The sequence below is a fragment of the Pseudomonas sp. FG1 genome, from assembly GCF_034313875.1.
Lineage (GTDB): Bacteria > Pseudomonadota > Gammaproteobacteria > Pseudomonadales > Pseudomonadaceae > Aquipseudomonas > Aquipseudomonas veronii.
In genome coordinates this window covers 2,931,381-2,955,446 of sequence record NZ_JAVIWP010000001.1, presented here as the reverse complement: position 1 = coordinate 2,955,446, position 24,066 = coordinate 2,931,381, and the positions used below count along the sequence as shown (strand labels likewise).

The 24,066-nt window shown below is 62.9% G+C and carries 24 protein-coding genes; 11 read left to right on the top strand and 13 right to left on the bottom strand.

Going from position 1 to position 24,066, the window contains the following annotated elements; genetic code table 11:
• Positions 1-12: 12 nt before the first annotated feature.
• On the bottom strand, positions 13-1,797 hold the full coding sequence (locus tag RGV59_RS13600) for an ABC transporter ATP-binding protein/permease (protein ID WP_185833599.1): 1,785 nt from the start codon (positions 1,795-1,797) through the stop codon (positions 13-15).
• 245 nt (positions 1,798-2,042) lie between these two features.
• Between RGV59_RS13600 and RGV59_RS13595 the strand changes: the two genes are divergently transcribed.
• Entirely contained in the window at positions 2,043-2,216 is a 174-nt protein-coding gene (locus RGV59_RS13595; protein WP_017848767.1) for a PA1571 family protein, read from the top strand.
• Between the two features lie 57 nt (positions 2,217-2,273).
• Here the strand turns inward: RGV59_RS13595 and pdxB are convergent, their stop codons facing one another.
• Positions 2,274-3,416: a 4-phosphoerythronate dehydrogenase PdxB gene (gene pdxB / locus RGV59_RS13590; protein WP_017848766.1), complete on the bottom strand. Its 1,143-nt coding sequence runs from the start codon at positions 3,414-3,416 to the stop codon at positions 2,274-2,276.
• A gap of 180 nt (positions 3,417-3,596) precedes the next feature.
• On the opposite strand from pdxB, the gene RGV59_RS13585 reads away from it, so the two are divergent.
• Positions 3,597-4,991 carry an MATE family efflux transporter gene (locus RGV59_RS13585; RefSeq protein ID WP_046490416.1) on the top strand — a complete coding sequence of 465 codons (1,395 nt, stop codon included), beginning with the start codon at positions 3,597-3,599 and terminating at the stop codon, positions 4,989-4,991.
• Between the two features lie 158 nt (positions 4,992-5,149).
• On the opposite strand, the gene tusA is transcribed toward RGV59_RS13585, so the two are convergent.
• The gene (gene tusA / locus RGV59_RS13580; protein WP_017848764.1) at positions 5,150-5,401 is read right to left on the bottom strand and encodes a sulfurtransferase TusA; all 252 of its coding nucleotides are present in this window, start codon (positions 5,399-5,401) and stop codon (positions 5,150-5,152) included.
• 27 nt (positions 5,402-5,428) lie between these two features.
• Entirely contained in the window at positions 5,429-6,505 is a 1,077-nt protein-coding gene (gene rlmM / locus RGV59_RS13575) for a 23S rRNA (cytidine(2498)-2'-O)-methyltransferase RlmM (RefSeq protein WP_017848763.1), read from the bottom strand.
• Between the two features lie 195 nt (positions 6,506-6,700).
• Between rlmM and acnA the strand changes: the two genes are divergently transcribed.
• A complete protein-coding gene (gene acnA, locus RGV59_RS13570) occupies positions 6,701-9,442 on the top strand; it encodes an aconitate hydratase AcnA (RefSeq protein WP_017848762.1) in 2,742 nt (913 codons plus the stop codon).
• Between the two features lie 133 nt (positions 9,443-9,575).
• On the opposite strand, the gene RGV59_RS13565 is transcribed toward acnA, so the two are convergent.
• Both RGV59_RS13565 and cysK read right to left on the bottom strand, forming a co-directional pair.
• Positions 9,576-10,514: an aspartyl/asparaginyl beta-hydroxylase domain-containing protein gene (locus tag RGV59_RS13565; protein ID WP_017848761.1), complete on the bottom strand. Its 939-nt coding sequence runs from the start codon at positions 10,512-10,514 to the stop codon at positions 9,576-9,578.
• A gap of 186 nt (positions 10,515-10,700) precedes the next feature.
• A complete protein-coding gene (gene cysK / locus RGV59_RS13560) occupies positions 10,701-11,675 on the bottom strand; it encodes a cysteine synthase A (protein WP_017848760.1) in 975 nt (324 codons plus the stop codon).
• A gap of 256 nt (positions 11,676-11,931) precedes the next feature.
• On the opposite strand from cysK, the gene RGV59_RS13555 reads away from it, so the two are divergent.
• The gene (locus tag RGV59_RS13555; protein ID WP_017848759.1) at positions 11,932-12,777 is read left to right on the top strand and encodes an AAA family ATPase; all 846 of its coding nucleotides are present in this window, start codon (positions 11,932-11,934) and stop codon (positions 12,775-12,777) included.
• An 11-nt stretch (positions 12,778-12,788) separates the two neighbouring features.
• Positions 12,789-13,967: a vWA domain-containing protein gene (locus RGV59_RS13550; RefSeq protein WP_046384330.1), complete on the top strand. Its 1,179-nt coding sequence runs from the start codon at positions 12,789-12,791 to the stop codon at positions 13,965-13,967.
• A 25-nt stretch (positions 13,968-13,992) separates the two neighbouring features.
• Here RGV59_RS13550 and RGV59_RS13545 read toward each other — a convergent pair whose 3' ends face one another.
• The 4 genes from RGV59_RS13545 to RGV59_RS13530 form a co-directional block, all read right to left on the bottom strand.
• Positions 13,993-14,733 (bottom strand): 5-oxoprolinase subunit PxpA, encoded by a 741-nt coding sequence (locus tag RGV59_RS13545; RefSeq protein WP_017848757.1) that lies wholly within the window; start codon positions 14,731-14,733, stop codon positions 13,993-13,995.
• Between the two features lie 217 nt (positions 14,734-14,950).
• Positions 14,951-15,493: a DUF2937 family protein gene (locus tag RGV59_RS13540; protein ID WP_017848756.1), complete on the bottom strand. Its 543-nt coding sequence runs from the start codon at positions 15,491-15,493 to the stop codon at positions 14,951-14,953.
• A gap of 11 nt (positions 15,494-15,504) precedes the next feature.
• Positions 15,505-16,281 carry a class II glutamine amidotransferase gene (locus RGV59_RS13535; protein WP_026140241.1) on the bottom strand — a complete coding sequence of 259 codons (777 nt, stop codon included), beginning with the start codon at positions 16,279-16,281 and terminating at the stop codon, positions 15,505-15,507.
• 30 nt (positions 16,282-16,311) lie between these two features.
• A complete protein-coding gene (locus tag RGV59_RS13530) occupies positions 16,312-16,845 on the bottom strand; it encodes a hypothetical protein (protein ID WP_017848754.1) in 534 nt (177 codons plus the stop codon).
• Between the two features lie 21 nt (positions 16,846-16,866).
• Here RGV59_RS13530 and RGV59_RS13525 point away from each other — a divergent pair, with 21 nt between their 5' ends.
• Complete coding sequence (locus tag RGV59_RS13525) at positions 16,867-18,921, top strand: S9 family peptidase (protein WP_126586402.1); 2,055 nt, start codon at positions 16,867-16,869, stop codon at positions 18,919-18,921.
• Positions 18,922-18,955: 34 nt separating this feature from the next.
• On the opposite strand, the gene RGV59_RS13520 is transcribed toward RGV59_RS13525, so the two are convergent.
• Positions 18,956-19,234 carry a hypothetical protein gene (locus tag RGV59_RS13520; protein WP_017848752.1) on the bottom strand — a complete coding sequence of 93 codons (279 nt, stop codon included), beginning with the start codon at positions 19,232-19,234 and terminating at the stop codon, positions 18,956-18,958.
• 78 nt (positions 19,235-19,312) lie between these two features.
• Here RGV59_RS13520 and RGV59_RS13515 point away from each other — a divergent pair, with 78 nt between their 5' ends.
• From RGV59_RS13515 to RGV59_RS13500, 4 genes are all read left to right on the top strand, one after another.
• A complete protein-coding gene (locus RGV59_RS13515; protein ID WP_017848751.1) occupies positions 19,313-19,999 on the top strand; it encodes a spermidine synthase in 687 nt (228 codons plus the stop codon).
• 60 nt (positions 20,000-20,059) lie between these two features.
• Complete coding sequence (locus RGV59_RS13510; protein WP_003210675.1) at positions 20,060-20,434, top strand: YajD family HNH nuclease; 375 nt, start codon at positions 20,060-20,062, stop codon at positions 20,432-20,434.
• A gap of 199 nt (positions 20,435-20,633) precedes the next feature.
• On the top strand, positions 20,634-21,101 hold the full coding sequence (locus RGV59_RS13505) for an RNA methyltransferase (protein ID WP_017848750.1): 468 nt from the start codon (positions 20,634-20,636) through the stop codon (positions 21,099-21,101).
• A 68-nt stretch (positions 21,102-21,169) separates the two neighbouring features.
• Positions 21,170-21,520 (top strand): DUF2892 domain-containing protein, encoded by a 351-nt coding sequence (locus tag RGV59_RS13500; RefSeq protein WP_126586404.1) that lies wholly within the window; start codon positions 21,170-21,172, stop codon positions 21,518-21,520.
• Between the two features lie 65 nt (positions 21,521-21,585).
• On the opposite strand, the gene RGV59_RS13495 is transcribed toward RGV59_RS13500, so the two are convergent.
• The gene (locus RGV59_RS13495; RefSeq protein WP_046490400.1) at positions 21,586-22,806 is read right to left on the bottom strand and encodes a hypothetical protein; all 1,221 of its coding nucleotides are present in this window, start codon (positions 22,804-22,806) and stop codon (positions 21,586-21,588) included.
• Positions 22,807-22,819: 13 nt separating this feature from the next.
• Entirely contained in the window at positions 22,820-23,269 is a 450-nt protein-coding gene (locus RGV59_RS13490; protein WP_017848747.1) for a YcgN family cysteine cluster protein, read from the bottom strand.
• 153 nt (positions 23,270-23,422) lie between these two features.
• On the opposite strand from RGV59_RS13490, the gene RGV59_RS13485 reads away from it, so the two are divergent.
• Positions 23,423-24,022 carry a nitroreductase family protein gene (locus RGV59_RS13485; RefSeq protein ID WP_046490398.1) on the top strand — a complete coding sequence of 200 codons (600 nt, stop codon included), beginning with the start codon at positions 23,423-23,425 and terminating at the stop codon, positions 24,020-24,022.
• Positions 24,023-24,066: the final 44 nt, after the last annotated feature.

Sequence of the window (24,066 nt, the reverse complement as noted above, 5' to 3'; positions counted from 1 at the left end):
TGCGCGGTGATTTCAGTGCGCAGCCTGTTCCTCCACGCCATCACTGAACTGCAACGCCGCCAACCGCGCATACAGCGGGTTGCTCGCGATCAACTGCTGATGCGTGCCGATCGCCACCAGCTTGCCCTGGTCCATCACTGCGATCCGGTCCGCATGCTTCACCGTCGCCAGCCGATGCGCGATGACCAGCGTGGTGCGGCCCTGCATCAGTTGTGGCAGCGCCTGCTGGATCAGGTGTTCGCTCTGGGCGTCGAGGGCGCTGGTGGCTTCGTCCAGCAGCAGGATCGGCGCATCTACCAGCAACGCGCGGGCGATCGCCAGGCGTTGCCGTTGGCCGCCGGAGAGGCCCATGCCGGCGTCGCCGAGGTGGGTCTGGTAGCCATCGGGCATTTGCAGGATGAAGTCGTGGGCATGGGCAATCCGCGCCGCGGCTTCGACCTGCTCGCGGGTGGCGCTCGGGTTGCCGTAGCGGATGTTGTCTTCGACACTGCCAAAGAACAGCGCCGGGCTCTGGGACACCAGGGCAAAGTGGCGGCGCAGGTCCTGGGGGTCGAGTTCGGTCAGCGGCTGGCCTTCGAGCAGGATGCGGCCGTGCTGGGGATCATAGAAGCGCAGCAACAGGTCGAAAATCGTCGACTTGCCCGCGCCCGACGGGCCCACCAGCGCGAGGGTTTCGCCGGGGTTGATGGTCAGGTTCAAACCGTCGATGGCGTAAGTGTCCGGCCGCGACGGGTAGGAAAAGCGCAGGTCTTGCAGCTCCATGCGGCCGCTGACGCGTGGCGGTAATTGCACGCCGCCGGCGACGGGCGCCTGGATCTCGTTGTGCGACTGCAGCAACTCGCCGATCCGCTCTGCCGCCCCCGCGGCGCGCTGCAACTCGCCGAGCACTTCGCTCAAGGTGCCGACGGCGCTGCCGACGATCAGGCTGTAGAACACGAACGCGGCCAGTTCACCGCCGGAAATGCGCCCGCTGATCACATCCATGCCGCCGACCCACAGCATCACCCCGACAGCGCCGAGCACCAGCATGATCACCAGGGTAATCAGCCAGGCACGCTGGGCGATGCGCTTACGTGCGGTGCTGAAAGCGTCCTCGACGGTCACGGCAAAGCGTTGTTCGTCCTGCGCCTGGTGGTTATAGGCCTGCACGGTCTTAATCTGGCCGAGCGTCTCGGACACGTAGCTGCCGACGTCGGCGATACGGTCCTGGCTCAAGCGCGACAGGCTGCGCACGCGGCGGCCGAAAATCAGGATCGGCGCCAACACCAGCGGCAGCGCCACCACCACGATACTGGTGAGCTTGGGGTTGGTGACAAACAGCAGCACGATGCCGCCGATGACCATCAACGCATTGCGCAGGAACAGCGACAGCGAGGAGCCGATCACCGATTGCAACAATGTGGTGTCGGTGGTCAGCCGCGACTGGATTTCCGAGCTGCGGTTGTTTTCATAGAAGCCCGGATGCAGGTAGATCAGGTGGTTGAACACCTGCCGACGAATGTCCGCCACCACCCGCTCGCCGATCCACGACACCAGGTAAAACCGCGCAAACGTGCCGACGGCCAGGCCCAGTACCAGGATCATGAACAGGCCGATGGATTGGTTGAGCAAGTGTGGCGACTGGGTCATGAAGCCCTGGTCCACCAGCAGGCGAATGCCCTGGCCCATGGACAAGGTGATGCCGGCGGTGACGATCAGCGCCACCAGCGCGCCGAGCGCCTGCCAGCGATAGGGCGCAATGAAGCGGCTGGCCAGGCGAATTGCACGGCGTTGTCGGACTGAGAACATGGGGGGCATCACCTGATGAGGGGAGATCGGAACCTACAGACAACATTGGGGGAACTTGGGTAAATAACAATGAGTCGGGTTAATTATGCCCGCCCACTCTGCCCCCTAGAGGTTATCGGTCTAACACCCGGCTGGAAATTTGTAACGGTTTCTGGTGGACTGAGTATTCGAAGCGATGATCTTGCAAGGAGTTGTAACAGCTCGGTCACGCGGGGGGGTTAAAGTTGGTACACAACCTGATGAGGAGACAGGCCATGACCTTGCAAAACAGCAGCGATGCCAAGATTGAAGTAATCCGCCAACCGCAATACCTGCCTTGCTCCGTCATCGACGCCCAAGGCCGCGAAGTGCAGATTACCGAAGACATGATCCAGCAAGCGTGCCGCGAGCTGGAACAGCGACTGGTCAAGCCTGCCCAGCAAGGCTGAAGCGCCCACGCTCTTTCAGAACCGGCCTTGATGGCCGGTTTTTTTGTGACCTCGTTCCTACAGCAGCTCAGCGCCCAATGCCTCGACGATGCCGGACAACAGCGCCGATTGCCCATGGATACGCACCTTCAAGCCATCGATCTCACGGCGCTCCGGATAGTGCTTGCGCAGCAGATCGAACGCCTTGCGTTGCTCGTCCACCGTTCCCACGAGGCTGCGACGGAAATCCGCATCGTCGCGACGCGGGTCGTACACGCTGCGGCATAACGTCGCCAGCGCCCAGGCCGGGTCGGTAGACGCATTCAAGTGGACCTCGGCCAGCCACGGCGGCGGCAGCAAATCACTCAGTTCAATCGCCGGCGCCTGGCCCAGATGCGCGCAGAACGCCTGGTAGATCTGCGCCGTGCCGCGCTGCTTGCCGTCCAGGCTGTAACCGGCGATGTGCGGGGTGGCCAGCACGCAGAGGTCGGCCAGGTCGACATCCACTTCGGGCTCGCCTTCCCACACATCCAGCACCGCTTGCAGGTCTTCACGCGAAAGCAGCACGTCGCGCAGGGCGGCGTTGTCCACCACCGGGCCACGGCTGGCGTTGATCAGCCAGGCACCAGGCTTGAGGCGATTGAGGCGCTCGCGGTCGAACAAGTGCCAGGTGGAGCCGTTGCCGGACTTGGTCAACGGCGTGTGCAGGCTGATCACGTCGCATTGCTCGATGATCTGCTCCAGGCTGACGTAGTCACCGTCTTCGGCGATCTGCCGCGGCGGGTCGCAGACCAGCACGTTCCAGCCCAGGCCCTTGAGCACCTTGACCAAACGCCCGCCCACTTCACCGGCGCCGACGACACCGTAAGTCCGCTGGTTGAGGTCGGCGCCCTCGATCTCGGCCAGGGTCTGCAAGCTGCCCAGCACATAGTCCACCACGCCACGGGCATTGCAGCCGGGCGCGCTGGACCATTGAATGCCGGCACGCTGGAAATAGTCGAGGTCCAAATGATCGGTGCCGATGGTGCAGGTGCCGACAAAGCGCACCTTGGAACCTTCGAGCAAGGCCCGGTTGACGTTGGTCACCGAGCGCACCAGCAGCACATCGGCCTGCTCGACGGTGGCGCGGTCAATGGAACGGCCGGGCACCCGGCGTATTTCGCCAAATCCTTGGAAGAAAGCATCGAGCAGCGGAATATTTTCGTCGGCAACAATCAGCATGGCAGGCTCCTTTGGCGGAACAGCAGTGTACAGGGATGCGATCGGTGTTCCACCGCAGATCGAAGGTGGACGCTGCGGCGCCTGGAAGATCGCTTACAAATAGCTAACACAGGTTTTTTCCTGACCGCTGCGTCAACGCGTAGAATCCGCCGTCCTGCGCTCTTCTTTGGACATCTGCACGTGAACACCGCCACCGCCACCCTCACCCGTCCCGCCCGCATCAGCCGGGAAGTGCGCGGCCTGCTGACACTCGCCGTGCCGATCATGATCGGCCAACTGGCAACCACCGCGATGAGCTTCGTCGATGCGGTGATGGCCGGGCGCGTCAGCCCGCAGGATCTGGCGGCGGTGGGCCTGGGCAATTCGATCTGGATTCCGGTGTACCTGCTGATGACCGGCACCTTGCTGGCCACCACGCCGAAAGTCGCCCAGCGCTATGGCGCCGGTCACTACAGCGAGATCGGGCCGCTGGTACGCCAATCCCTGTGGCTGGCGGTGGTGGTCGGCATCATCGCGTCACTGCTGCTGCTCAGCGCCGAACCGATCCTGCACGCGATGAAGGTTGAACCCGACCTGATCGAACCGTCCATGGGCTACCTGCACGGCATCGCCGCAGGCATGCCGGCCGTTGCCCTGTATTACGTGTTGCGTTGTTTCAGCGACGGCCTGGGCCGCACACGCCCGAGCATGGTCCTGGGCCTGTGTGGGTTGGCGCTGAATATCCCGCTGAACTACATCTTCATCTATGGCCATTTCGGCGTGCCGGCCATGGGCGGCGTGGGCTGCGGCTGGGCCACGGGCATTGCGATGTGGGTGATGATGCTCGGCCTGGCGGGCTGGACGCGCTGGGGGCCGGCGTACCAGAGCAGCGAACTGTTCAAGCGTTTCGATTGGCCGCAATGGGCGGTGATCAAGCGCGTATTGGGCATCGGCCTGCCGATCGGCATCGCGATCTTTGCCGAATCGAGCATCTTCGCGGTGATCGCCCTGCTGATCGGCAGCTTGGGCGCCACGGTGGTCTCCGGCCATCAGATCGCCCTGAACGTCAGTTCCCTGGTGTTCATGATCCCCTACTCCCTGAGCACGGCCGTCACCGTGCGCGTCGGCCAGGCCCTCGGCCGTGGCCTGCCGCGTGAAGCGCGCTTCGCTGCCGGGGTCGGCATGGGCACGGCGCTGGCGTATGCCTGCCTGTCCTGCAGCCTGATGCTGGTGTTTCGCGAGCAGATCGCGGCGATCTACACCCCGGACCCGGTGGTGATCCACCTGGCGTCGACGCTGATCGTGTTTTCCGCGCTGTTCCAGTTTTCCGACTCGATCCAGGTCACCGCCGCCGGTGCCCTGCGCGGCTATCAGGACACCCGCGTGACCATGGTGCTGACCCTGTTCGCCTACTGGGGCGTGGGGTTGCCGGTGGGTTACGCCCTGGGGCTGACCGACTGGCTGGGCGCGGCGAGCGGCCCCAGCGGTTTGTGGCAGGGGCTGATCGTGGGCCTGAGCTGCGCGGCGGGGATGTTGCTGGTGCGCCTGGCGCGCAGCGCACGCCGACGCATTCGCCGGGACAAGGCGCGGGGTTAAGCAGCACACACCCGCGCTTGCTCGCGAAGGTCGCCAGCGATAACGCAGCTTGCCTGGTTTGACGTGGCGCTCTCGGGGTCTTCGCGAGCAAGCTCGCTCCTACAGGAGTCGGGGGCTTAGTTTTCGCGAGCAAGCTCGCTCCTACAGGAATCGGGGGCTTAGTCGAGCTTCTTGCGGATCCAGTACAGGTACGTACCGGCCTGTTCCTGCTGAGCCACCAGTTCATGGTCAAGGAACACGCAGAACTTGGGAATGTCGCGGCGGGTCGACGGGTCGGTCGCGATCACCTTGAGCAAGCCGCCAGGCGGCAGGTCACGGATGTGCTGGTGCAGCATCATCACCGGCTCCGGGCAGTTCAGGCCGGTAGCGTCGAGGGTGCCGTCGACGGCAGTGTCGGTCATATCGCTCATTGATAACTCCTACGGCAGGCGCTCAGTTTAACGGGCCTTGGTTTTCTTCACATCCACCAGCCGACGCAAGTGGCAGGTCACTTCCTCACGGTCGTGGTACAGCTGCTTACAGCCGATTTCCACACGAATACCGCGCGCCTTGAAGCCGTCTTCGATGCGCTCGAGTAAACGCTTGACCTCGGCGTAACGCTGCTTCATCGGCAGTTTCAGGTTGACCACCGCTTCACGGCAATAGCCTTCGCCGATCCAGGTTTCCAGCAAGGCGGCGTTGCGAGCCGGTTTTTCGACGATGTCGCACACCATCCAGTCCACCGGCTGCTTGGGCACGAAGGTGAAACCGTCGGCCATCAAGTGTTGCACCAGGCCGGTGTCCATCAGGCTTTCGGCCATGGGGCCGTTGTCGATGGCGGTCACCAGCATGCCCCGGTTGACCAGTTGCCAGGTCCAGCCGCCCGGAGCGGCGCCCAGGTCGACGCCGGTCATGTCGCCGTGCAGGCGCTCGTCCCACTGGTCGCGGGGGATGAAGTGGTGCCAGGCCTCTTCCAGCTTCAAGGTCGAGCGGCTGGGCGCATCGCGGGGGAATTTCAGGCGCGGGATGCCCATCGGCCACATCGCCGAGTTATTCGACTCGGCCAGCCCCATGAACACTTCGCGGCCGCTCTTGAAGGTCAGCAGCAGGCGCGGCTTGCTCGGGTCGTCCACCAGCTTGCCGGCGTTCAGCAGGGCTTTGCGCAGGTGAACTTCGAATTTCTTGCAGAAGTTCGACAGCTCCTTGCCGTCGTTGGTGTCGACCATCTCCAGCCACAGGCTGCCGCACACCGGGAATTCGCGCAGGTGCGCGAGGATCACGCTGATGCGGTCGGTTTCCGGCAGGTCGATGAACACCCCGCGCGCCCACTGCCGCGGGAAGATCAGCTCGGCAAAACGCTGGCCGTGCATCAGGCGCCGGGCACCGTCTTCCTCGGTGCAGACAAATTCGGCGCAGGCGCTGCCGGTCTTGGCCTTGGCGTAGCCGGAAACGTTCAGGCGCGCGGCGTGTTCCGCGATCTCGGAACAGACCTCGCCTTCAAAACCCGGGCGGCAGTGCATAAAAAGGGTGTTCATCGACTCTCCTGGCGACCCAACGGACTTGCGCTATCGCAATGTCTGTCATGAAAACGCGCGCATGATAACTGACTTCGGAACCTTGGATCTGTCCATAGAGTCCAGTAATTAGCCAGCTACTGAAAACAGGGCTAGTTTGATAGTTCTGTTCGTCCCGTCAGGTCCGTAGCCGTGCGGACCATAAGGAGTCATGTAATGTCATCCCTTGATAGCCTGAGAACCCTTAAAACCCTGCAAATCGACGACAAGACTTATCACTATTTCAGCTTGCCCGAAGCCGCCAAGCGCCTGGGTGACCTGGATAAGCTGCCGATGTCCCTCAAGGTGCTGCTGGAAAACCTGCTGCGCTGGGAAGACAACAAAACCGTCACCGGCGCCGACCTCAAGGCCATCGCCGCCTGGCTCAAAGAGCGCCAGTCCGACCGCGAGATCCAGTACCGCCCGGCCCGCGTGCTGATGCAAGACTTTACCGGGGTGCCCGCCGTGGTCGACCTGGCCGCCATGCGCGCCGCCGTGGCCAAGGCCGGTGGCGACCCGCAGCGCATCAACCCGCTGTCGCCGGTGGACCTGGTGATCGACCACTCGGTGATGGTCGACAAGTTCGGCACCACCGCCGCGTTCGGGCAAAACGTCGACATCGAAATGCAGCGCAACGGCGAACGCTACGCCTTCCTGCGCTGGGGCCAGAGCGCCTTCGACAACTTCAGCGTGGTGCCGCCGGGCACCGGCATCTGTCACCAGGTCAACCTCGAATACCTCGGCCGCACCGTGTGGACCAAGGACGAAGACGGCCGCACCTACGCCTTCCCCGACACCCTGGTCGGCACCGATTCCCACACCACCATGATCAACGGCCTCGGCGTGCTCGGCTGGGGCGTGGGCGGGATCGAAGCGGAAGCGGCGATGCTCGGCCAGCCGGTGTCGATGCTGATTCCGGAAGTGATCGGCTTCAAGCTCACCGGCAAATTGAAAGAAGGCATCACCGCCACCGACCTGGTGCTGACCGTCACCCAGATGCTGCGCAAGAAAGGCGTGGTCGGCAAATTCGTCGAGTTCTACGGCGACGGCCTGGCCGACCTGCCCCTGGCTGACCGCGCCACCATCGCCAACATGGCCCCGGAATACGGCGCCACCTGCGGCTTTTTCCCGGTGGATGAGGTGACCCTGGACTACCTGCGCCTGTCCGGTCGCCCGGCGCAGACCGTCAAACTGGTCGAGGCCTACACCAAGGCCCAAGGCCTGTGGCGCAACGCCGGCCAGGAGCCGGTGTTCACCGACAGCCTGGCCCTGGACATGGGCAGCGTCGAAGCCAGCCTCGCCGGGCCGAAACGCCCGCAGGACCGCGTGTCGCTGCCGAATGTCGGCCAGGCGTTCAGTGACTTCCTCGACCTGCAATTCAAACCGACCAACAAGGAAGAAGGCCGCCTGGAAAGCGAAGGCGGCGGCGGTGTGGCCGTGGGCAATGCCGATCTGGTGGGCGAAACCGATTACGAGTACGACGGCCAGACCTATCGTCTGAAAAATGGCGCCGTGGTGATCGCCGCGATCACCTCCTGCACCAACACCTCCAACCCCAGCGTGATGATGGCCGCCGGGCTGGTGGCGAAAAAGGCCGTGGAAAAAGGCCTGACCCGCAAACCCTGGGTAAAAACCTCCCTGGCCCCCGGCTCCAAAGTGGTCACCGACTACTACAAGGCGGCCGGCCTCACCCAATACCTGGACAAGCTCGGTTTTGACCTGGTGGGTTATGGCTGCACCACCTGCATCGGCAACTCCGGCCCGTTGCCCGAGCCAATTGAAAAGGCCATCCAGAAAGCCGACCTGGCCGTGGCGTCGGTGCTGTCCGGCAACCGCAACTTCGAAGGCCGCGTCCACCCGCTGGTGAAAACCAACTGGCTGGCCTCGCCGCCGCTGGTGGTGGCATATGCGTTGGCCGGTACGGTACGCATCGATATCAGCCGCGAACCGTTGGGCAACGATCAACACGGCAATCCGGTCTACCTCAAGGACATCTGGCCAAGCAGCCAGGAGATTGCCGACGCGGTCGCCCAGGTCAGCACCGGTATGTTCCACAAGGAATACGCCGAGGTGTTCGCCGGCGACGCACAGTGGCAAGCCATCGAAGTGCCGCAGGCCGCAACCTACGTGTGGCAGAAGGATTCCACCTACATCCAGCATCCGCCGTTCTTCGACGACATCGCCGGGCCGCTGCCAGTGATCAAGGACATCCACGGCGCCAACGTCCTGGCCCTGCTGGGCGATTCGGTGACCACCGATCACATCTCCCCCGCCGGCAACATCAAGGCCGACAGCCCGGCCGGCCATTACCTGCGCGAACAAGGCGTGGAACCGCGCGACTTCAACTCCTACGGCTCACGCCGCGGCAACCATGAAGTGATGATGCGCGGCACCTTCGCCAATATCCGTATCCGCAATGAAATGCTCGGCGGCGAGGAAGGCGGCAACACGCTGTATGTGCCCACCGGCGAGAAAATGCCGATCTACGACGCCGCCATGAAGTACCAGGCCGCCGGCACACCGCTGGTGGTGATCGCCGGCCAGGAATACGGCACCGGCTCGAGCCGCGACTGGGCGGCCAAGGGTACTAATCTGCTAGGGGTCAAGGCAGTGATCGCCGAAAGCTTCGAGCGCATTCACCGTTCCAACCTGGTGGGCATGGGCGTGCTGCCGTTGCAGTTCAAGCTGGACCAGAACCGCAAGGCGCTCAAACTCACCGGTAAGGAGAAGATCGACATCCTGGGCCTCAGCGACGCGCAGCTCGTGCCGCGCATGAACCTGACCCTGGTGATTACCCGCGAGGATGGCAGCAGCGAGAAGATCGACGTGCTGTGCCGGATCGACACCCTCAATGAAGTGGAATACTTCAAAGCGGGCGGCATCCTGCACTATGTGCTGCGCCAGTTGATCGCCAGCTAAAGGTCGCTGAAGGCCAAATGTGGGAGGGGCTTGCCCCCGATGGCGGTGGATCAGTCGATACATCTGATGACTGACACACCGCCATCGGGGGCAAGCCCCCTCCCACAGTTTTGACCGCATTTAAAACTTCAAGTCAGCCGAAGAGCCACTTCCACAGCAGTACCAAGACGACAACCGCCAGCACCGGCCGCGCAATGCGGTAGGCCTTGGGATGCTTGCGCTTCCACTGCTTGACCACGCTGCTGATCTTGTCGCTGAACGACTTGCTCCAGGCATAAGCCTGGTTGATGCCGCCGACGCGTTCGTCGTCCAGGTTCTGCGGCGCGGTGGCGCGGCCCAGTTGCGCGCTGACCCAGCGGTTGATGCGGGTCATCAGCGGATTGCTCAGCGGGCGCTCGATGTCGCAGAACAGGATCACGCGGGTCTTTTCCGTCTCGTTCTTCACCCAGTGTACGTAGGTCTCGTCGAACATCACGTCTTCACCGTCGCGCCAGGCGTATTCCTGGCCGTCGACGAAAATGCGGCAGTCGTCAGAGTTCGGCGTGGACAGGCCCAGGTGATAACGCAGGGAACCGGCAAACGGGTCGCGGTGCGGGTTGAGGTGACTGCCGCCCGGCAACAGCGCGAACATCGCGCCCTTGACGTTGGGGATGCTGCTGACCAGGGCCACGGTTTTCGGGCACAGGGCCTCGGCCGAGGGCAGCGGTTTGTCGTACCACTTGAGGTAGAAACGCTTCCAGCCCTTCTTGAAGAACGAGCCGAAGCCGGCGTCGTTATTCTTTTCGGCGGCGCGGATGTAACCCTCGTCGAACAGGTGCATGGCCTCTTCGCGGATCACTTCCCAGTTGTCCTTGAGCACGTCCAGTTCCGGGAACTTGCTGCGGTCCAGGTACGGCTTGGACGGCACGGCCGAGAACAGGTACATCAAGGCGTTATACGGGGCAAACAGCGCCGAGTGGTTGACGAACTGGCGCAACATCGGCAAACGGGCCTTGCCGCGCAGGTGTACGTACAGCGTGCTGCCGATAAACACCAGCAACACCGACAGTTTGGCGGCCAAAGAAAAGGTCATGCAGCAACTCCTGGAAATAAGCGCCTGGCCAACAACCTCCCGTCGAGGGGAAACCAGGCGTAGCAGCCGGCCATGATAAACACTCCGGACCTCGGGAAAAACCCGCGCAGTCCAACAATCAGCGTTTAAAACGGCGCGAGGGTAGGCCAATTATGCATAAGGCCCCCGCTCTCACGCTGATTTGCATCAAGCCTGGTTTTCTTGATCGGTAAACAAATCACTGAACAGCATGCTCGACAGGTAGCGCTCGCCGGAGTCCGGCAGGATCACCACGATGGTCTTGCCCTGCATCTCCGGCTTCTCGGCCAGGCGCACGGCGACCGCCATCGCCGCGCCGCAGGAGATCCCGCACAGAATCCCCTCTTCCCGCATCAGGCGCAGGGCCATGGCCTTGGATTCGTCGTCGCTCACCAGTTCCACGCGGTCGACCATCGACAGGTCGAGGTTCTTCGGCACGAACCCGGCGCCGATGCCCTGGATCTTGTGCGGGCTCGGCTTGATCTCTTCACCGGCCAGCGCCTGGGTGATCACCGGCGAGACGATCGGCTCGACGGCCACCGACAGAATCGGCTTGCCCGCAGTGTTCTTGATATAGCGCGACACCCCGGTAATGGTGCCGCCGGTGCCCACGCCCGCCACCAACACGTCGACGGCGCCGTCGGTGTCGTTCCAGATTTCCGGGCCGGTGGTTTTTTCGTGGATCGCCGGGTTGGCCGGGTTTTCGAACTGCGCCGGCATGTAGTAGGTGGCCGGGTCGCTGGCGAGGATTTCCGCGGCTTTGTCGATTGCGCCCTTCATGCCCTTGGCCGGTTCGGTCAGCACCAGCTCGGCGCCCAGGGCCTTGAGCACTTTGCGGCGCTCGATGCTCATCGACGCAGGCATGGTCAGCACCAGTTTGTAGCCACGGGCCGCGGCGACGAACGCCAAGCCGATACCGGTGTTGCCCGAGGTCGGTTCGACAATGGTCATGCCCGGCTTGAGTTTGCCGGTGCTTTCCGCGTCCCAGATCATGTTCGCGCCAATGCGACACTTCACCGAATAACCCGGGTTACGCCCTTCGATCTTGGCCAGGATGGTCACGCCACGCGGTGCGATGCGGTTGATCTGAACCAGAGGCGTGTTACCGATGGAGTGCGCGTTGTCTGCAAAAATGCGGCTCATGACGGGTCCTTGAGGCGGCTTGAAGAAAGCCCCAAGGGTATGCCTCGTCTTCCAAAGCGTCCAGTCAGCGGAACGTCGGAGACATCGCAATAGTCAATTTCCTACAAGCCCGCAGAACAGCCCCGGGAACGACCACGCCTTCGATCGACTGAGCGCACGCGTGACTGGTCATTCAGAGACTGAATAACCCGTCTGCGTTCACAGTCGCCGGGGCCGCACGGTATAGTCGGGCATTGATGAATTCGAGGAATGACCGATGAAGTTCGAAGGCACCCAGGCCTACGTTGCCACCGATGACCTGAAACTGGCCGTCAACGCGGCCATCACCCTGGAGCGGCCGCTGCTGGTCAAGGGCGAGCCGGGCACCGGCAAGACCATGCTCGCCGAGCAGTTGGCCGAATCCTTCGGCGCCAAGCTGATCACCTGGCACATCAAGTCCACCACCAAGGCCCACCAGGGCCTGTACGAGTACGATGCGGTCAGCCGCCTGCGCGACTCGCAGCTGGGCGTGGACAAGGTGCATGACGTGCGCAACTACCTGAAGAAGGGCAAGCTCTGGGAAGCCTTCGAGGCCGAGGAACGGGTGATCCTGCTGATCGACGAAATCGACAAGGCCGACATCGAGTTCCCCAACGACCTGCTGCAAGAACTCGACAAGATGGAGTTCTACGTCTACGAAATCGACGAGACCATCAAGGCCAAGAAACGCCCGATCATCATCATTACCTCCAACAATGAAAAAGAGCTGCCGGATGCGTTCCTGCGCCGCTGCTTCTTCCATTACATCGCCTTCCCCGACCGCGCCACCCTGCAGAAGATCGTCGATGTGCATTACCCCGACATCAAGAAAGACCTGGTCAGCGAAGCGCTGGACGTGTTCTTCGACGTGCGCAAAGTGCCGGGCCTGAAGAAAAAGCCCTCCACCTCCGAACTGGTCGACTGGCTCAAGCTGCTGATGGCCGACAATATCGGCGAAGCGGTACTGCGCGAACGCGACCCGACCAAGGCCATCCCGCCCCTGGCCGGTGCGCTGGTGAAGAACGAGCAGGACGTGCAATTGCTCGAACGCCTGGCGTTCATGAGCCGTCGCGGTAACCGATAAGGGCGCCTGCCATGTTGCTCAACCTGTTCAATGAAATGCGTGCAGCCAAGGTGCCGGTGTCGGTGCGCGAGCTGCTCGACCTGATCAACGCCCTGAAACAGCGGGTGATCTTCGCCGACATGGACGAGTTCTACTACTTGGCCCGGGCGATCCTGGTCAAGGACGAACGCCATTTCGACAAGTTCGACCGCGCCTTCAGCGCCTATTTCAACGGTCTGGAAAAGCTCGACGACCACCTGCAGGCGCTGATCCCCGAAGACTGGCTGCGCAAGGAGTTCGAACGTTCGCTGAGCGACGAAGAACGCGCGCAGATCCAGTCCCTCGGCGGCCTGGACAAGTTGATCGAAGAGTTCAAGAAACGCCTGGAAGAACAGAAAGAGCGCCACGCCGGCGGCAACAAGTGGATCGGCACCGGCGGCACCAGCCCGTTCGGCTCCGGCGGCTACAACCCGGAAGGCATCCGCGTCGGCGATGCGGGCAAGCGCCAGGGCAAGGCGGTGAAAGTCTGGGACCAGCGCGAGTACAAGAACCTCGACGATCAGGTGGAACTGGGCACGCGCAACATCAAGATCGCCCTGCGCCGCCTGCGCAAGTTCGCGCGCCAGGGTGCGGCGGAAGAGCTGGACATCGACGGCACCATCGACCACACCGCCCGCGATGCCGGCTTGCTGAATATCCAGATGCGCCCGGAACGGCGCAACACCATCAAGCTGCTGTTGCTGTTCGACATCGGCGGCTCGATGGACGCCCATGTGAAGATCTGCGAAGAACTGTTCTCCGCGTGCAAGACCGAGTTCAAGCACCTGGAATACTTCTACTTCCACAACTTCGTGTACGAGTCGGTGTGGAAGAACAACCAGCGCCGCACGTCGGAGCGCACCTCCACCCAAGACCTGCTGCACAAATATGGCGCCGATTACAAAGTGATCTTTATCGGCGATGCCTCGATGGCGCCGTATGAAATCACCCAGGCCGGCGGCAGCGTCGAGCATTGGAACGAGGAGCCGGGGTATGTGTGGATGCAGCGCTTCATGGCCAAGTACAAGAAGCTGATCTGGATAAACCCGTATCCGAAGGACACCTGGGGCTATACGGCGTCGACCGGGATCGTGCGGGAGTTGGTCGAAGACCAGATGTATCCGCTGACCTTGCGCGGGCTCGAAGAAGGCATGCGGTTCCTTTCCAAGTAACCCGATATCTCCCATAGGCGTGGCGTCACTGGCACTTCAACGCCTCGCGAATGCGCTGCACGGAGGCCACCGAACTGGCGTTATCGCCATGCACACACAAGGTATTGGCCCGCAGGACCAAGGGGCTGCCATCGCTGGCGGTCAAGGGTTCGCCACGGGAAATGGTCAGGGATTGCTGGATGATGGCTTCGGTATCGTGGTGTACCGCGCCGGGCAATTGGCGGGAAACCAGGTGCCCCTTGTTGTCGTAGGCACGGTCGGCGAACGCCTCGAACCACAGGATCACACCGTATTCGTCGCCCAGCGCCTGGGCCGCACGGTTGTCGCGGGTGGCCAGCAGCATCAGCGGCAGTTCGCCGTAAGCGGCAACGGCCTGGATCACCGCACGCAACTGCGCGGGGTTGGCCATCATGTCGTTGTACATCGCGCCATGGGGTTTGACGTAGCTGACCCGTCCGCCCTGGGCGCGGCAAATGCCGTCGAGCGCGCCGATCTGGTAGTGCAACAGGTCTTGGATTTCTTCGGGCGTGTAGGCCATGGAACGGCGGCCGAAACCTTGCAGGTCCTGATACGCCGGGTGCGCCCCGACCAGCACGCCATGCTTGAGCGCCAGGCCGACGGTCTTGCGCATGATGCTCGGGTCGCCGGCATGGAAGCCGCAGGCCACGTTGGCGCAATCAATGAACGGCATGACCTCAGCGTCCAGACCCAGGTTCCAGTTGCCATAGCTTTCGCCGATGTCGCAATTCAATAGCAGACGGCTCACGCTGAGTGCTCCTGTAGGCTTTGTTTTTTTGTAGTGTGGGATCTTTTACACAAGACTCGCAACTTATCCCACCGTCCCAGCGACACTTATCGTGAAACGGCGCGATTTTTGGCGTGTGTCCGGGACGGTGTCCACCCCATAAAGGTCGACCCCATGAAGTTGAAGGAACGCGATTAAAACGGTGGGAGCAAGCCCCCTCCCACCATTACAGGCCTTTCTACAGCCCTTTCAAATCACGCTCTTCGATCGGCCGGCTCTGGCGCAGGCGCTTGCCGCCCAGCACCACCCAGTCGATCAAGCGGAACAGGCACTCCAGGCCGAACGACAACAACATCGCCCCGCCCAGGCCCCAGCCCATGGCTTCGGGGGTCAGCAGGATCTGGTAGCTGTAGCCGTTCCAGGTTTCCAGGCGAATCGCCGGGTCGGCCGCCACCGCTACCTGCAATGCGCGAATGTACCAGGGGCCTTGCATGGCCTGGAATTGCTTGTCCAGCGCCAACTGACGATCCAACAACGTGCCGAGGCTGTTGGCATCGCTGCGAAACACCGGGTCGTCGCTGGCGCGGTAGTGGGCGACCAGGGCCTGCAAGTCTCCGTTGAAGAACTGTTGCGCGGTGGATTCAAAGCCGCGCAGGCCGGTCTGGGCCTCGATCAGGTGGGCTTCGACGCGCTTGGCATAGTCATTGATGAACCCCGGCACTTGCACACCGACCAACAAGCCAATGGCAAACAACACCAACCGCAGATAGCTGAGCAACATAGTCGACTTCCTTACTCGGTAATGCCCTGGCTGACGCATTCACCGCGCCGCCACAGGCTCCACTGGCCCGGTTCGTAGCGGGTCCAGTTTTCGTTGTCGGTCAGGGGTTCGGTGGCGATCACCGTTACCACATCGTTGGGCGTGGTTTCGGCCTGGAAATCGACGATCACGTCGACGTCTTTCAAGCGTGCCGGGCCGAACGGAGCGCGCCGGGTGATCTGGGCCAATTTGGTCGTGCAGTAGCAGAACAACCAATCGCCGTCGCTGAGCAGGCAGTTGAACACGCCTTTGCTGCGGTATTCGGTGCAGGCGGCGATCAGGTCCGGCAGCATCTGTTCGATCTCCACCGGCTCCGGGAACGCCTCGCGGACGCGGTTGAGCAGGTCGCAGAACGCCGCTTCGCTGTCGGTGTCGCCCACCGGCCGGTAAAACGTGGCGCGCGGGGTGAAGTCGGCCAATTGGCCGTTGTGCGCAAAGCACCAGTTACGCCCCCACAGCTCGCGCACGAACGGGTGGGTATTGGACAGGCACACCTTGCCCACGTTGGCCTGACGGATATGGCCAATCACCACTTCACTTTTGATGGGATAACGCTGCACCAACCGCGCGACTTCCGATTCGCTGCTCGCGGCCGGGTCCTGGAACAGGCGCAGGCCACGGCCTTCATAGAACGCGATGCCCCAACCGTCGCGGTGGGGGCCGGTACGCCCACCGCGCTGCATCAGCCCGGTAAAGCTGAACACGATATCGGTGGGGACGTTGGCACTCATGCCCAATAATTCACACATGCCAGGGCTCTCGCTGCAGGGCAGACAACGTTAAAGGCGCGGTTCGACCCGCATACCGCCCACAGGCGCCGGGCGACGGAACGGCTCGTCATCGTCTTCGGGCTCGGCGGCCAAGGCGGCATCAGCGGCGGCCTTGCGCTCACGGCGGGCATTGGCGGCGCGCTCGATGGGCCAGCGGATCAACACAAACACGAGGTACACGCCAAAGGCGATCATCGTGTACATGAACAAGTCGGAGACGGCCCGCCAGGCGTTATTGCCGACCTTGAGCACCAGGTCCAGCGCAGTAATCGCCACGGCCGGCGCGAACTGGGTCTTGACCGGGTCGACAATGGTCGGGCTCAACAGCAGCACGGCCATCAGCAATTGCAGTGGCTCGCGCAACCAGCGCCAGATCCAGCGGGTCATGCGCCACCACACCAACAGGCAGCCCAAAGCGGCGAAGGCGTAAAGGCCCCAAGCGGTCAGATAATCGTTCTCGGTCATGGTGTCCATGGCAAGGTAGGCAAACAGGCCGCTATGATAACGGCTTTTGCGTGTCGCGGCTGCAATGCCTGCCACCATCCGCCAGACAGAGAGTGCTCCATGCCGCCATCGACCCCCATCACTGCCGCCCCGATTGCCCGCAAGGCCCCAGGCCAGGACCCCTACGCCTGGCTGCAAGTACGTGACAGCGCAGAAGTGATGGATTACCTGAAAGCCGAAAACGCCTGGCAGGAAGCCCAACTCGCCGGGCAACAGGCGCTGCGTGAAACCCTGTTCGAAGAGATCAAGGGCCGTATCCTCGAAACCGACCTGTCGCTGCCCTCCCCCTGGGGCCCGTACCTGTATTACACGCGCACCACCGCCGGCGACGAATACGCCCGCCACTACCGCTGCCGCCGCCCGGCCGACGACAGCAACCAGGTGGATGACAGCAGCGAGGAGCTGTTGCTCGACCCCAACGTGCTGGCCAACGGCGGCTTTTTCTCCCTCGGTGCGTTCAGCATCAGCCCCGACCATCAGCGCCTGGCCTACAGCCTCGATACCAATGGCGAAGAGATCTACACCCTATACGTGAAGGAATTGGCCACCGACAAAGTCAGCGAACTGGCGTTCGATAACTGCGACGGCAGCATGACCTGGGCCAATGACAGCCTGACCCTGTTTTTCGGCGAACTGGACGACACCCATCGTCCGCACAAACTCTACCGCTATCGTCTGGACGGCACCGCCGCGCAGGAAGTGTTCCACGAGACCGACGGGCGTTTCTTCCTGCACTGCTACCGCTCCAGCTCCGAGCGCCAGTTGCTGGTGGCCCTGGGCAGCAAGACCACCAGTGAAATCTGGGCGCTGGACGCCGACCAGCCGCACCTGGACTTCACCTGCCTGGCGCCACGGGTCGAAGACCACGAGTACGACGTCGACCACGGCCAGCTCGACGGTGCGTGGACCTGGTTCATCCGCAGCAACCGCGACGGCATCAACTACGCCCTGTTCGTCGCCGCCGACACCGGCCGCGTGCCGACCCAGGCCGACTGGAAAAACCTGATCCCCCACAGCGATGAGGTGATGCTCGACGGCGTGAGCCTGAATGCCGGCGCCATGACCTTGAGCCTGCGCATCGGCGGCCTGCCGGTCATCGAAGTGCATCCCCAGGGTCTACCGACCTATCGTGTGGAATTGCCTGACGCTGCCTACAGCCTCTACGTACAAAACAGCCTGGAATTCCCCAGCGACAAGATCCGCCTGCGCTACGAAGCCCTGAACCGTCCGACCCAGGTGCGCCAGCTGGAACTGGCCAGCGGCGCGCAACAGGTGCTCAAGGAAACCCCGGTACTCGGCGTCTTCAACGCCGACGATTACGTCAGCCAGCGTTTGTGGGCAACCTCCGCCGATGGCACCCAGGTGCCGATCAGCCTGGTGGTCAAGCGCGACCAGCTCGGCAAACCGACGCCGCTGTACCTCTACGGCTATGGCGCCTACGGCCAGAGCCTCGATCCGTGGTTCTCCCACGCGCGCCTGAGCCTGCTGGACCGTGGCGTCGCGTTTGCCATTGCGCATGTGCGCGGCGGCGGCGAGCTGGGCGAAGCCTGGTATCGCAATGGCAAACAGGAACACAAGCAGAACACGTTCAACGACTTTATCGCCTGTGCCGAACACCTGATCGCACAGGGTTTGACCTGCGCCAAACAGATGGTGATCAGCGGCGGCAGTGCCGGTGGCCTGTTGATCGGCGCGGTGCTCAACCAGCGTCCGGAACTGTTCCAGGCGGCGATTGCCGAAGTGCCGTTCGTCGATGTGCTCAACACCATGCTCGACCCGGACCTGCCGCTGACCGTCACCGAGTACGACGAGTGGGGCAACCCGCAGGAGCCCGAGGTCTATGCGCGCATCAAGGCGTATGCGCCGTATGAGAACGTGCGCGCCCAGGCCTACCCGGCCCTGCTGGTGATCGCCGGCTACAACGACAGCCGCGTGCAGTACTGGGAAGCGGCCAAGTGGGTGGCCAAGCTGCGCGACACCAAGACGGACGACAACCTGCTGCTGCTCAAGACCGAACTGGGGGCCGGCCATGGCGGCATGAGCGGGCGTTACCAGGGATTACGTGACGTAGCGCTCGAATATGCATTTGTGTTCAAGGCGCTGGGGCTGGTTTAGCGGTCCTGGCTGAACGCTGGAGCGCTCGACGCGGTTAACCGCCGGGTGTCTTCGGCTTGCTGTCGTTCGGTGGCACGCCGGGGACCGTCTGGTCCTTCGGTGGCGCAGGTAACACAATAGGCACCAGCGGCGGCGAGCCGTTCGTCTTGGGCACCGCCGGCGGGGTGACTTGCGGATACAGCGTCGGGGTGGGGGTGCCCGGCGCGCCTGGGGTTGGCGCCGGCGCGACCGGTACGGTTTGCAACTCCTGAGCCTGCGCCACACCCAATGTGAGCGCGCCCAACACAATGACCGTTAGAATGCTGCACTTCATCGATGGCTCCATGGCCTGACCGGAATGTCGTAAGGCTACTCCCAACCGCGCAAGAATGCCCTTCCCAATGAGATCTCCATGAAACGTTTCGTTCTGCTGGACACCACCCCGATCCCCGACAACGGCGGTGCCTTGTGCCTGTTCGAATACGGCGAGGACTTTGTCATCAAGATCCAGGGCGGCGACGGCGGCCAGTTGATGAACACGCGCATGCACGGCTCCGAAGACGCGCTGGCAGAAATCCCTTGTCGCAAAGTCGCCGGCCGCCCCGGTTCGCGGGTATTGATCGGCGGGCTGGGCATGGGTTTCACCCTCGCGTCGGCCCTCAAGCACCTGGGCAAGACCGCCGAAGTGGTGGTGGCAGAACTGGTGCCCGGTGTCGTGGAGTGGAACCGTGGCCCTTTGGGCGAAAAGGCCGGGCGCCCGCTGCTTGACCCGCGCACCGTGGTCCGCATGGAAGACGTGGCCAAGGTGCTGCAAGCCGAGCCCCAGGGCTTTGATGCGATCATGCTCGACGTGGACAACGGCCCCGAAGGCCTTACGCAAAAAGCCAACAGTTGGCTCTACTCCGCCGGTGGCCTGGCCGCCTGCGCCAAGGCCCTGCGCCCCAAGGGCGTACTTGCGGTGTGGTCGGCCAGCGCCGACAAGCTGTTCAGCGACAAGCTGCGCAAGGCCGGTTTCAAGGCCGAGGAAGTGCAAGTGTTCGCCCATGGCAACAAGGGCACGCGGCACACCATCTGGATTGCGGAAAAGCTCAAGGGCTAATTGCGCCGCGATTGGCTAGAATCAACCCTATCCGTGAACCACCCGAAGACAGGAGCCATGATGAGCTCGACCAACCCGCCCTCCCACACCGCCAAGCTCGACCGCATCCTCGCCGATGCCCAGCGCGACCGGGAAATGGGCTACCGCGACAAAGCCCTGAAAATGTACCCCCACGTGTGCGGCCGCTGCGCCCGTGAATTCGCCGGCAAGCGCCTGAGCGAACTGACCGTACACCACCGCAACCACAACCATGACGACAATCCCCAGGATGGGTCCAACTGGGAGTTGCTGTGCCTGTACTGCCACGACAACGAGCACTCGCGCTACACCGACCAGCAGTACTTCGGCGAAGGCTCCACCAGCAGCCCGACGATCGCCAAGGCCACGCACAACCCGTTCGCGGCGTTGGCAGGGTTGATGAAGAAAGACGACTGAAGTTGCACGCGGGCTGCCCCGCCCTCTTCGCGGGCAAGCCCGCTCCTACCCTTGACCGCATTCCAGAGCATGGACACGGACCAATGTGGGAGCGGGCTTACTCGCGAAGGCAGCAGTGCCAGCGGCGCAGCGCTCGATAGCGACCACAGCCCGACCAATCCCCGTATAATCGCCGCTTTTCTCCAAGGCACCCTTCCCCGTGGGCAATAAACGCTACAGCTGCATCGGTCTGTATAACCCCAAATCCCCCGAAAACGTCGGTTCGGTGATGCGCGCCGCCGGTTGCTACGGCGTGGCCTCGGTGTTCTACACCGGCAAACGCTACGAGCGCGCCCGGGATTTCATCACCGACACCAAGAAGGTCCACCACGACATTCCGCTGATCGGCATCGATGACCTGAGAAAAATCCTGCCGCTGGGCTGCATCCCGGTCGCCGTCGAACTGGTGGACGGCGCCCGCCCGCTGCCCGAATACACCCACCCCGACCGCGCGCTGTACATCTTCGGCCCCGAGGACGGCTCCCTCGACAAAGAGATTCGCGACTGGTGTGAAGACGTGGTGTACATCCCGACCACCGGCTGCATGAACCTCGCCGCCACCGTCAACGTGGTGCTCTACGACCGCCTGGCCAAGGGCAATAACACCCGCTCGGGGCCCAAATACTGAGTTGCCGGGAACATCCGGCGCCTGCACACAGTCAGTTGCGTATCACTAGCCCTTGTTGGAGACCGATCATGAGCGACAGCAAAACCCTGCGACCTGTCATTGAATCCACCCCACGCCAGGCCCGCCCCACGCAGAACGTACACGGCTGGGAGCGCATCGGCTCGGTGGCCGGCGGCGTGATCATGGTCGGCAAAGGCCTGCGCCGTGGCGGGATTTTCGGGCTGCTCCAGGTGGCGATTGGCGGCGTGGCGCTGACGCGTGGGTTTACCGGGCACAGTTCGCTCAAGGACAAGCTGGAACAAGGTCGCCAGGAAATGAACAGCCTGCGCACGAAAATCGAGCGGGCCGGTGACGAGTTGAAGAACCTGAAGACCAAGGCGCAAGCGGGGGCCGAAGAGGCCACAAAAACCACCGGCTGAGCCAAGTCTTCTGCCTGTTGCTGATCCAGATGTGGGAGGCAGCTTGCTCCCACCTTTATTCTGGGTCAGCGCAACAGCTTGGAGTCCAGCACCACCGACGACTCGCCGATGATGCTCTGGGCCAGTCGCACAAACTCTGGGGTGCTGACGCTGTTCGCCCGCATCACCACTTGCGCAAGATCATCCAGCGAGCGCTTGTTGTGGGTTTTCACGCGGATCTCGCGATCCAGCTCCTGCATCACCACCACTGCCCGCGCCACGGTTGCGCCGCTGACGTGCTCGCCACGCAGGCTGGTGACGTCCTTGCCTTCGCGGGTCAACCGCGCCTGTATCGCCGCATAGCGCTCATCGGTGATCCCGCCGCCACGGCGCAGCAGTTCGATCGCGTAATACTCCGCCAGGCCTTCGCTGATCCAGTCGCTGGCATCATGGTCACTGAAGCGGCCGATGGCATGCACCACTTCGCGGATCAACGGGCTGCTGCCGTTTTCACTGACCAGCGGCGTGCGGCTGTTGAGGTAGACCGAGTCGCGCGCCGAGAAGGCGCCACGGCGCATCGGGTCGCTGGCGCCGACAATCAATAGCTTGGCGGGGTGACGCGGGAACGCGGCTTCCACCTGCGGCCAGACGAAAGTCAGCAACGTCAGCACGTCCATACGGCGCATGGCCTGGCCCTTGGGCGAGGTCACGGTGACGTCGGTTTCGCCCAGGCGCACACGGCGGCTGCCGAGGTTACCGGCGAGCATCCAGCCGGTGGGCCGGTCGAACAGGCGCGAGACGTTGTTGATCCGGAAGGTGTGCTTGCCGATACGCGGCCAGGCGGTTTCGACGCTTTTCCAGCCCGTCGGCAGCTCGAACACCAGGCGCGAGACCAGCTCGACGCCGTCCTGCTGGTCGAGGTGCGCGGTCGGCACCAGGTCTTCCCCGCGAAACAGCGCCCAACCCGGCGTCATGCGCGTTTCATAGATACCCGGCTTGCGCGCATGGCTGAGGCGTACACGGTAGGTCAGGCTGGCCTTGTCGGCGCTGGGTTGCCAAAGGCCGCGATGGCCACTGACTTTCCATTGGCCATCGGCCTTGAAATCGCTGTAGTCACCGTCGCGACCCAGCTCGAAATCCAGGCTGCGCACCGCCGAACCCTGGGACAGACTCACGCGCACCTCAGCCTGATCGCTCTGGGGCAGCAGTTTGACGTGATAGTCCAGGTCGACTTTCTTCGCGCACCACGCCGGTGTGCTCAGCGCCAGCAACACCAGGCTGGCCGCCAGCCGGGTCAGGCCCTTCATACTCGCTCCTTGTTCAGCCAGCGCGGAAGATCAGGTAATCCTCCCAGTCTTCTTCGGGCACGCTGCCTTCGCGGAGCATGCGTCCGGACTGGGAAATGCGTTCGTGATGCACGGCGTCACGGTCGCCGCAGACCAGGTGATGCCACAGCGGCAAGTCCTTGCGCTCGCTGACCAGGCGGTAACCGCAGGTGGGCGGCAACCACTTGAACTGGTCGGCTTGGCCCGGGGTGAGCTGGATGCAGTCGGGCACCGACGCGCGGCGGTTGGGGTAATCGGTACACTGGCAGGTTTTCAGGTCGAGCAGTTTGCAGGCGATGCGCGTGTAATAGACGCTGTTGTCGTCTTCATCCTCGAGCTTTTGCAGGCAGCACAGGCCACAGCCGTCGCACAACGACTCCCACTCCTCCTGATCGAGGTGTTCAAGGGTTTTGCGTATCCAGAAAGGTTCGACTTTGGCGGCCATGGTTCTACATCGGTATCGGTGGGTGAAAAGGCCGCCAGTCTAGTGCCCAAGGCCACTGGGGCCAAGCGCTTACGACTGGCGGTGTTGCAAGACTTGTCAGTCTAGTGGGAGCGCAGTAGCTTTGAGCGCCGAATTGACGATCAGGAACTGCCCATGAGCACCAACCCCCGCGCTGCCGATTACCCGATCAACCCCCAGTTCACTGAGCGCTGGTCGCCCCGCGCCTTTACCGGCGAGAGCATCCCGCAGGAAACCCTGCTGAGTTTTTTCGAAGCCGCGCGCTGGGCGCCATCGGCCTACAACTCGCAGCCCTGGCGTTTTCTCTATGCGCGCCGTGACACGCCGGACTGGGAGCGTTTCCTCGGCCTGTTGAACGAATTCAACCGCAACTGGGCGCAGCATGCGTCGGCCCTGGTGATCATCGCCTCGAAAACCGACTTCATCGCCCCCGGCGCCAGCGAAGAAACCCCGGCGCTGTGGCACACCTTCGACACCGGTTCGGCCTGGGGCTACCTCGCGCTGCAGGCCAGCCTCAGCGGCTGGCACAGCCATGGCATGGCCGGCTTCGATCAGGCACTGACGCGCAAAGAGCTGAAGATTCCCGAGGGTTATGCGCTGCATGCGGCGGTCGCGATTGGCAAGCTGGGCGACAAGTCAAGCTTGCCCGAGTACCTGCAAGGCCGTGAGACCCCAAGCCCGCGCAAGCCGTTGAGCGAGCTGGTTTCGCAAGGCGATTTCAGTCTCCAGGACTGACGTGGGAGCTGGCTCGCCAGCCCCCACCTGTGGTTCGACGCGGT

What these genes read in the sequence shown, in the direction of transcription:
- RGV59_RS13600 (WP_185833599.1), bottom strand. Translation starts at nt 1,797, where the DNA reads ATGCCCCCCATGTTCTCAGTCCGACAACGCCGTGCAATTCGCCTGGCC.
- RGV59_RS13595 (WP_017848767.1), top strand. Translation starts at nt 2,043, where the DNA reads ATGACCTTGCAAAACAGCAGCGATGCCAAGATTGAAGTAATCCGCCAA.
- pdxB (WP_017848766.1), bottom strand. Translation starts at nt 3,416, where the DNA reads ATGCTGATTGTTGCCGACGAAAATATTCCGCTGCTCGATGCTTTCTTC.
- tusA (WP_017848764.1), bottom strand. Translation starts at nt 5,401, where the DNA reads ATGAGCGATATGACCGACACTGCCGTCGACGGCACCCTCGACGCTACC.
- rlmM (WP_017848763.1), bottom strand. Translation starts at nt 6,505, where the DNA reads ATGAACACCCTTTTTATGCACTGCCGCCCGGGTTTTGAAGGCGAGGTC.
- acnA (WP_017848762.1), top strand. Translation starts at nt 6,701, where the DNA reads ATGTCATCCCTTGATAGCCTGAGAACCCTTAAAACCCTGCAAATCGAC.
- RGV59_RS13565 (WP_017848761.1), bottom strand. Translation starts at nt 10,514, where the DNA reads ATGACCTTTTCTTTGGCCGCCAAACTGTCGGTGTTGCTGGTGTTTATC.
- cysK (WP_017848760.1), bottom strand. Translation starts at nt 11,675, where the DNA reads ATGAGCCGCATTTTTGCAGACAACGCGCACTCCATCGGTAACACGCCT.
- RGV59_RS13555 (WP_017848759.1), top strand. Translation starts at nt 11,932, where the DNA reads ATGAAGTTCGAAGGCACCCAGGCCTACGTTGCCACCGATGACCTGAAA.
- RGV59_RS13550 (WP_046384330.1), top strand. Translation starts at nt 12,789, where the DNA reads ATGTTGCTCAACCTGTTCAATGAAATGCGTGCAGCCAAGGTGCCGGTG.
- RGV59_RS13540 (WP_017848756.1), bottom strand. Translation starts at nt 15,493, where the DNA reads ATGTTGCTCAGCTATCTGCGGTTGGTGTTGTTTGCCATTGGCTTGTTG.
- RGV59_RS13535 (WP_026140241.1), bottom strand. Translation starts at nt 16,281, where the DNA reads ATGTGTGAATTATTGGGCATGAGTGCCAACGTCCCCACCGATATCGTG.
- RGV59_RS13530 (WP_017848754.1), bottom strand. Translation starts at nt 16,845, where the DNA reads ATGGTGGCAGGCATTGCAGCCGCGACACGCAAAAGCCGTTATCATAGC.
- RGV59_RS13525 (WP_126586402.1), top strand. Translation starts at nt 16,867, where the DNA reads ATGCCGCCATCGACCCCCATCACTGCCGCCCCGATTGCCCGCAAGGCC.
- RGV59_RS13520 (WP_017848752.1), bottom strand. Translation starts at nt 19,234, where the DNA reads ATGAAGTGCAGCATTCTAACGGTCATTGTGTTGGGCGCGCTCACATTG.
- RGV59_RS13515 (WP_017848751.1), top strand. Translation starts at nt 19,313, where the DNA reads ATGAAACGTTTCGTTCTGCTGGACACCACCCCGATCCCCGACAACGGC.
- RGV59_RS13510 (WP_003210675.1), top strand. Translation starts at nt 20,060, where the DNA reads ATGAGCTCGACCAACCCGCCCTCCCACACCGCCAAGCTCGACCGCATC.
- RGV59_RS13500 (WP_126586404.1), top strand. Translation starts at nt 21,170, where the DNA reads ATGAGCGACAGCAAAACCCTGCGACCTGTCATTGAATCCACCCCACGC.
- RGV59_RS13495 (WP_046490400.1), bottom strand. Translation starts at nt 22,806, where the DNA reads ATGAAGGGCCTGACCCGGCTGGCGGCCAGCCTGGTGTTGCTGGCGCTG.
- RGV59_RS13490 (WP_017848747.1), bottom strand. Translation starts at nt 23,269, where the DNA reads ATGGCCGCCAAAGTCGAACCTTTCTGGATACGCAAAACCCTTGAACAC.
- RGV59_RS13485 (WP_046490398.1), top strand. Translation starts at nt 23,423, where the DNA reads ATGAGCACCAACCCCCGCGCTGCCGATTACCCGATCAACCCCCAGTTC.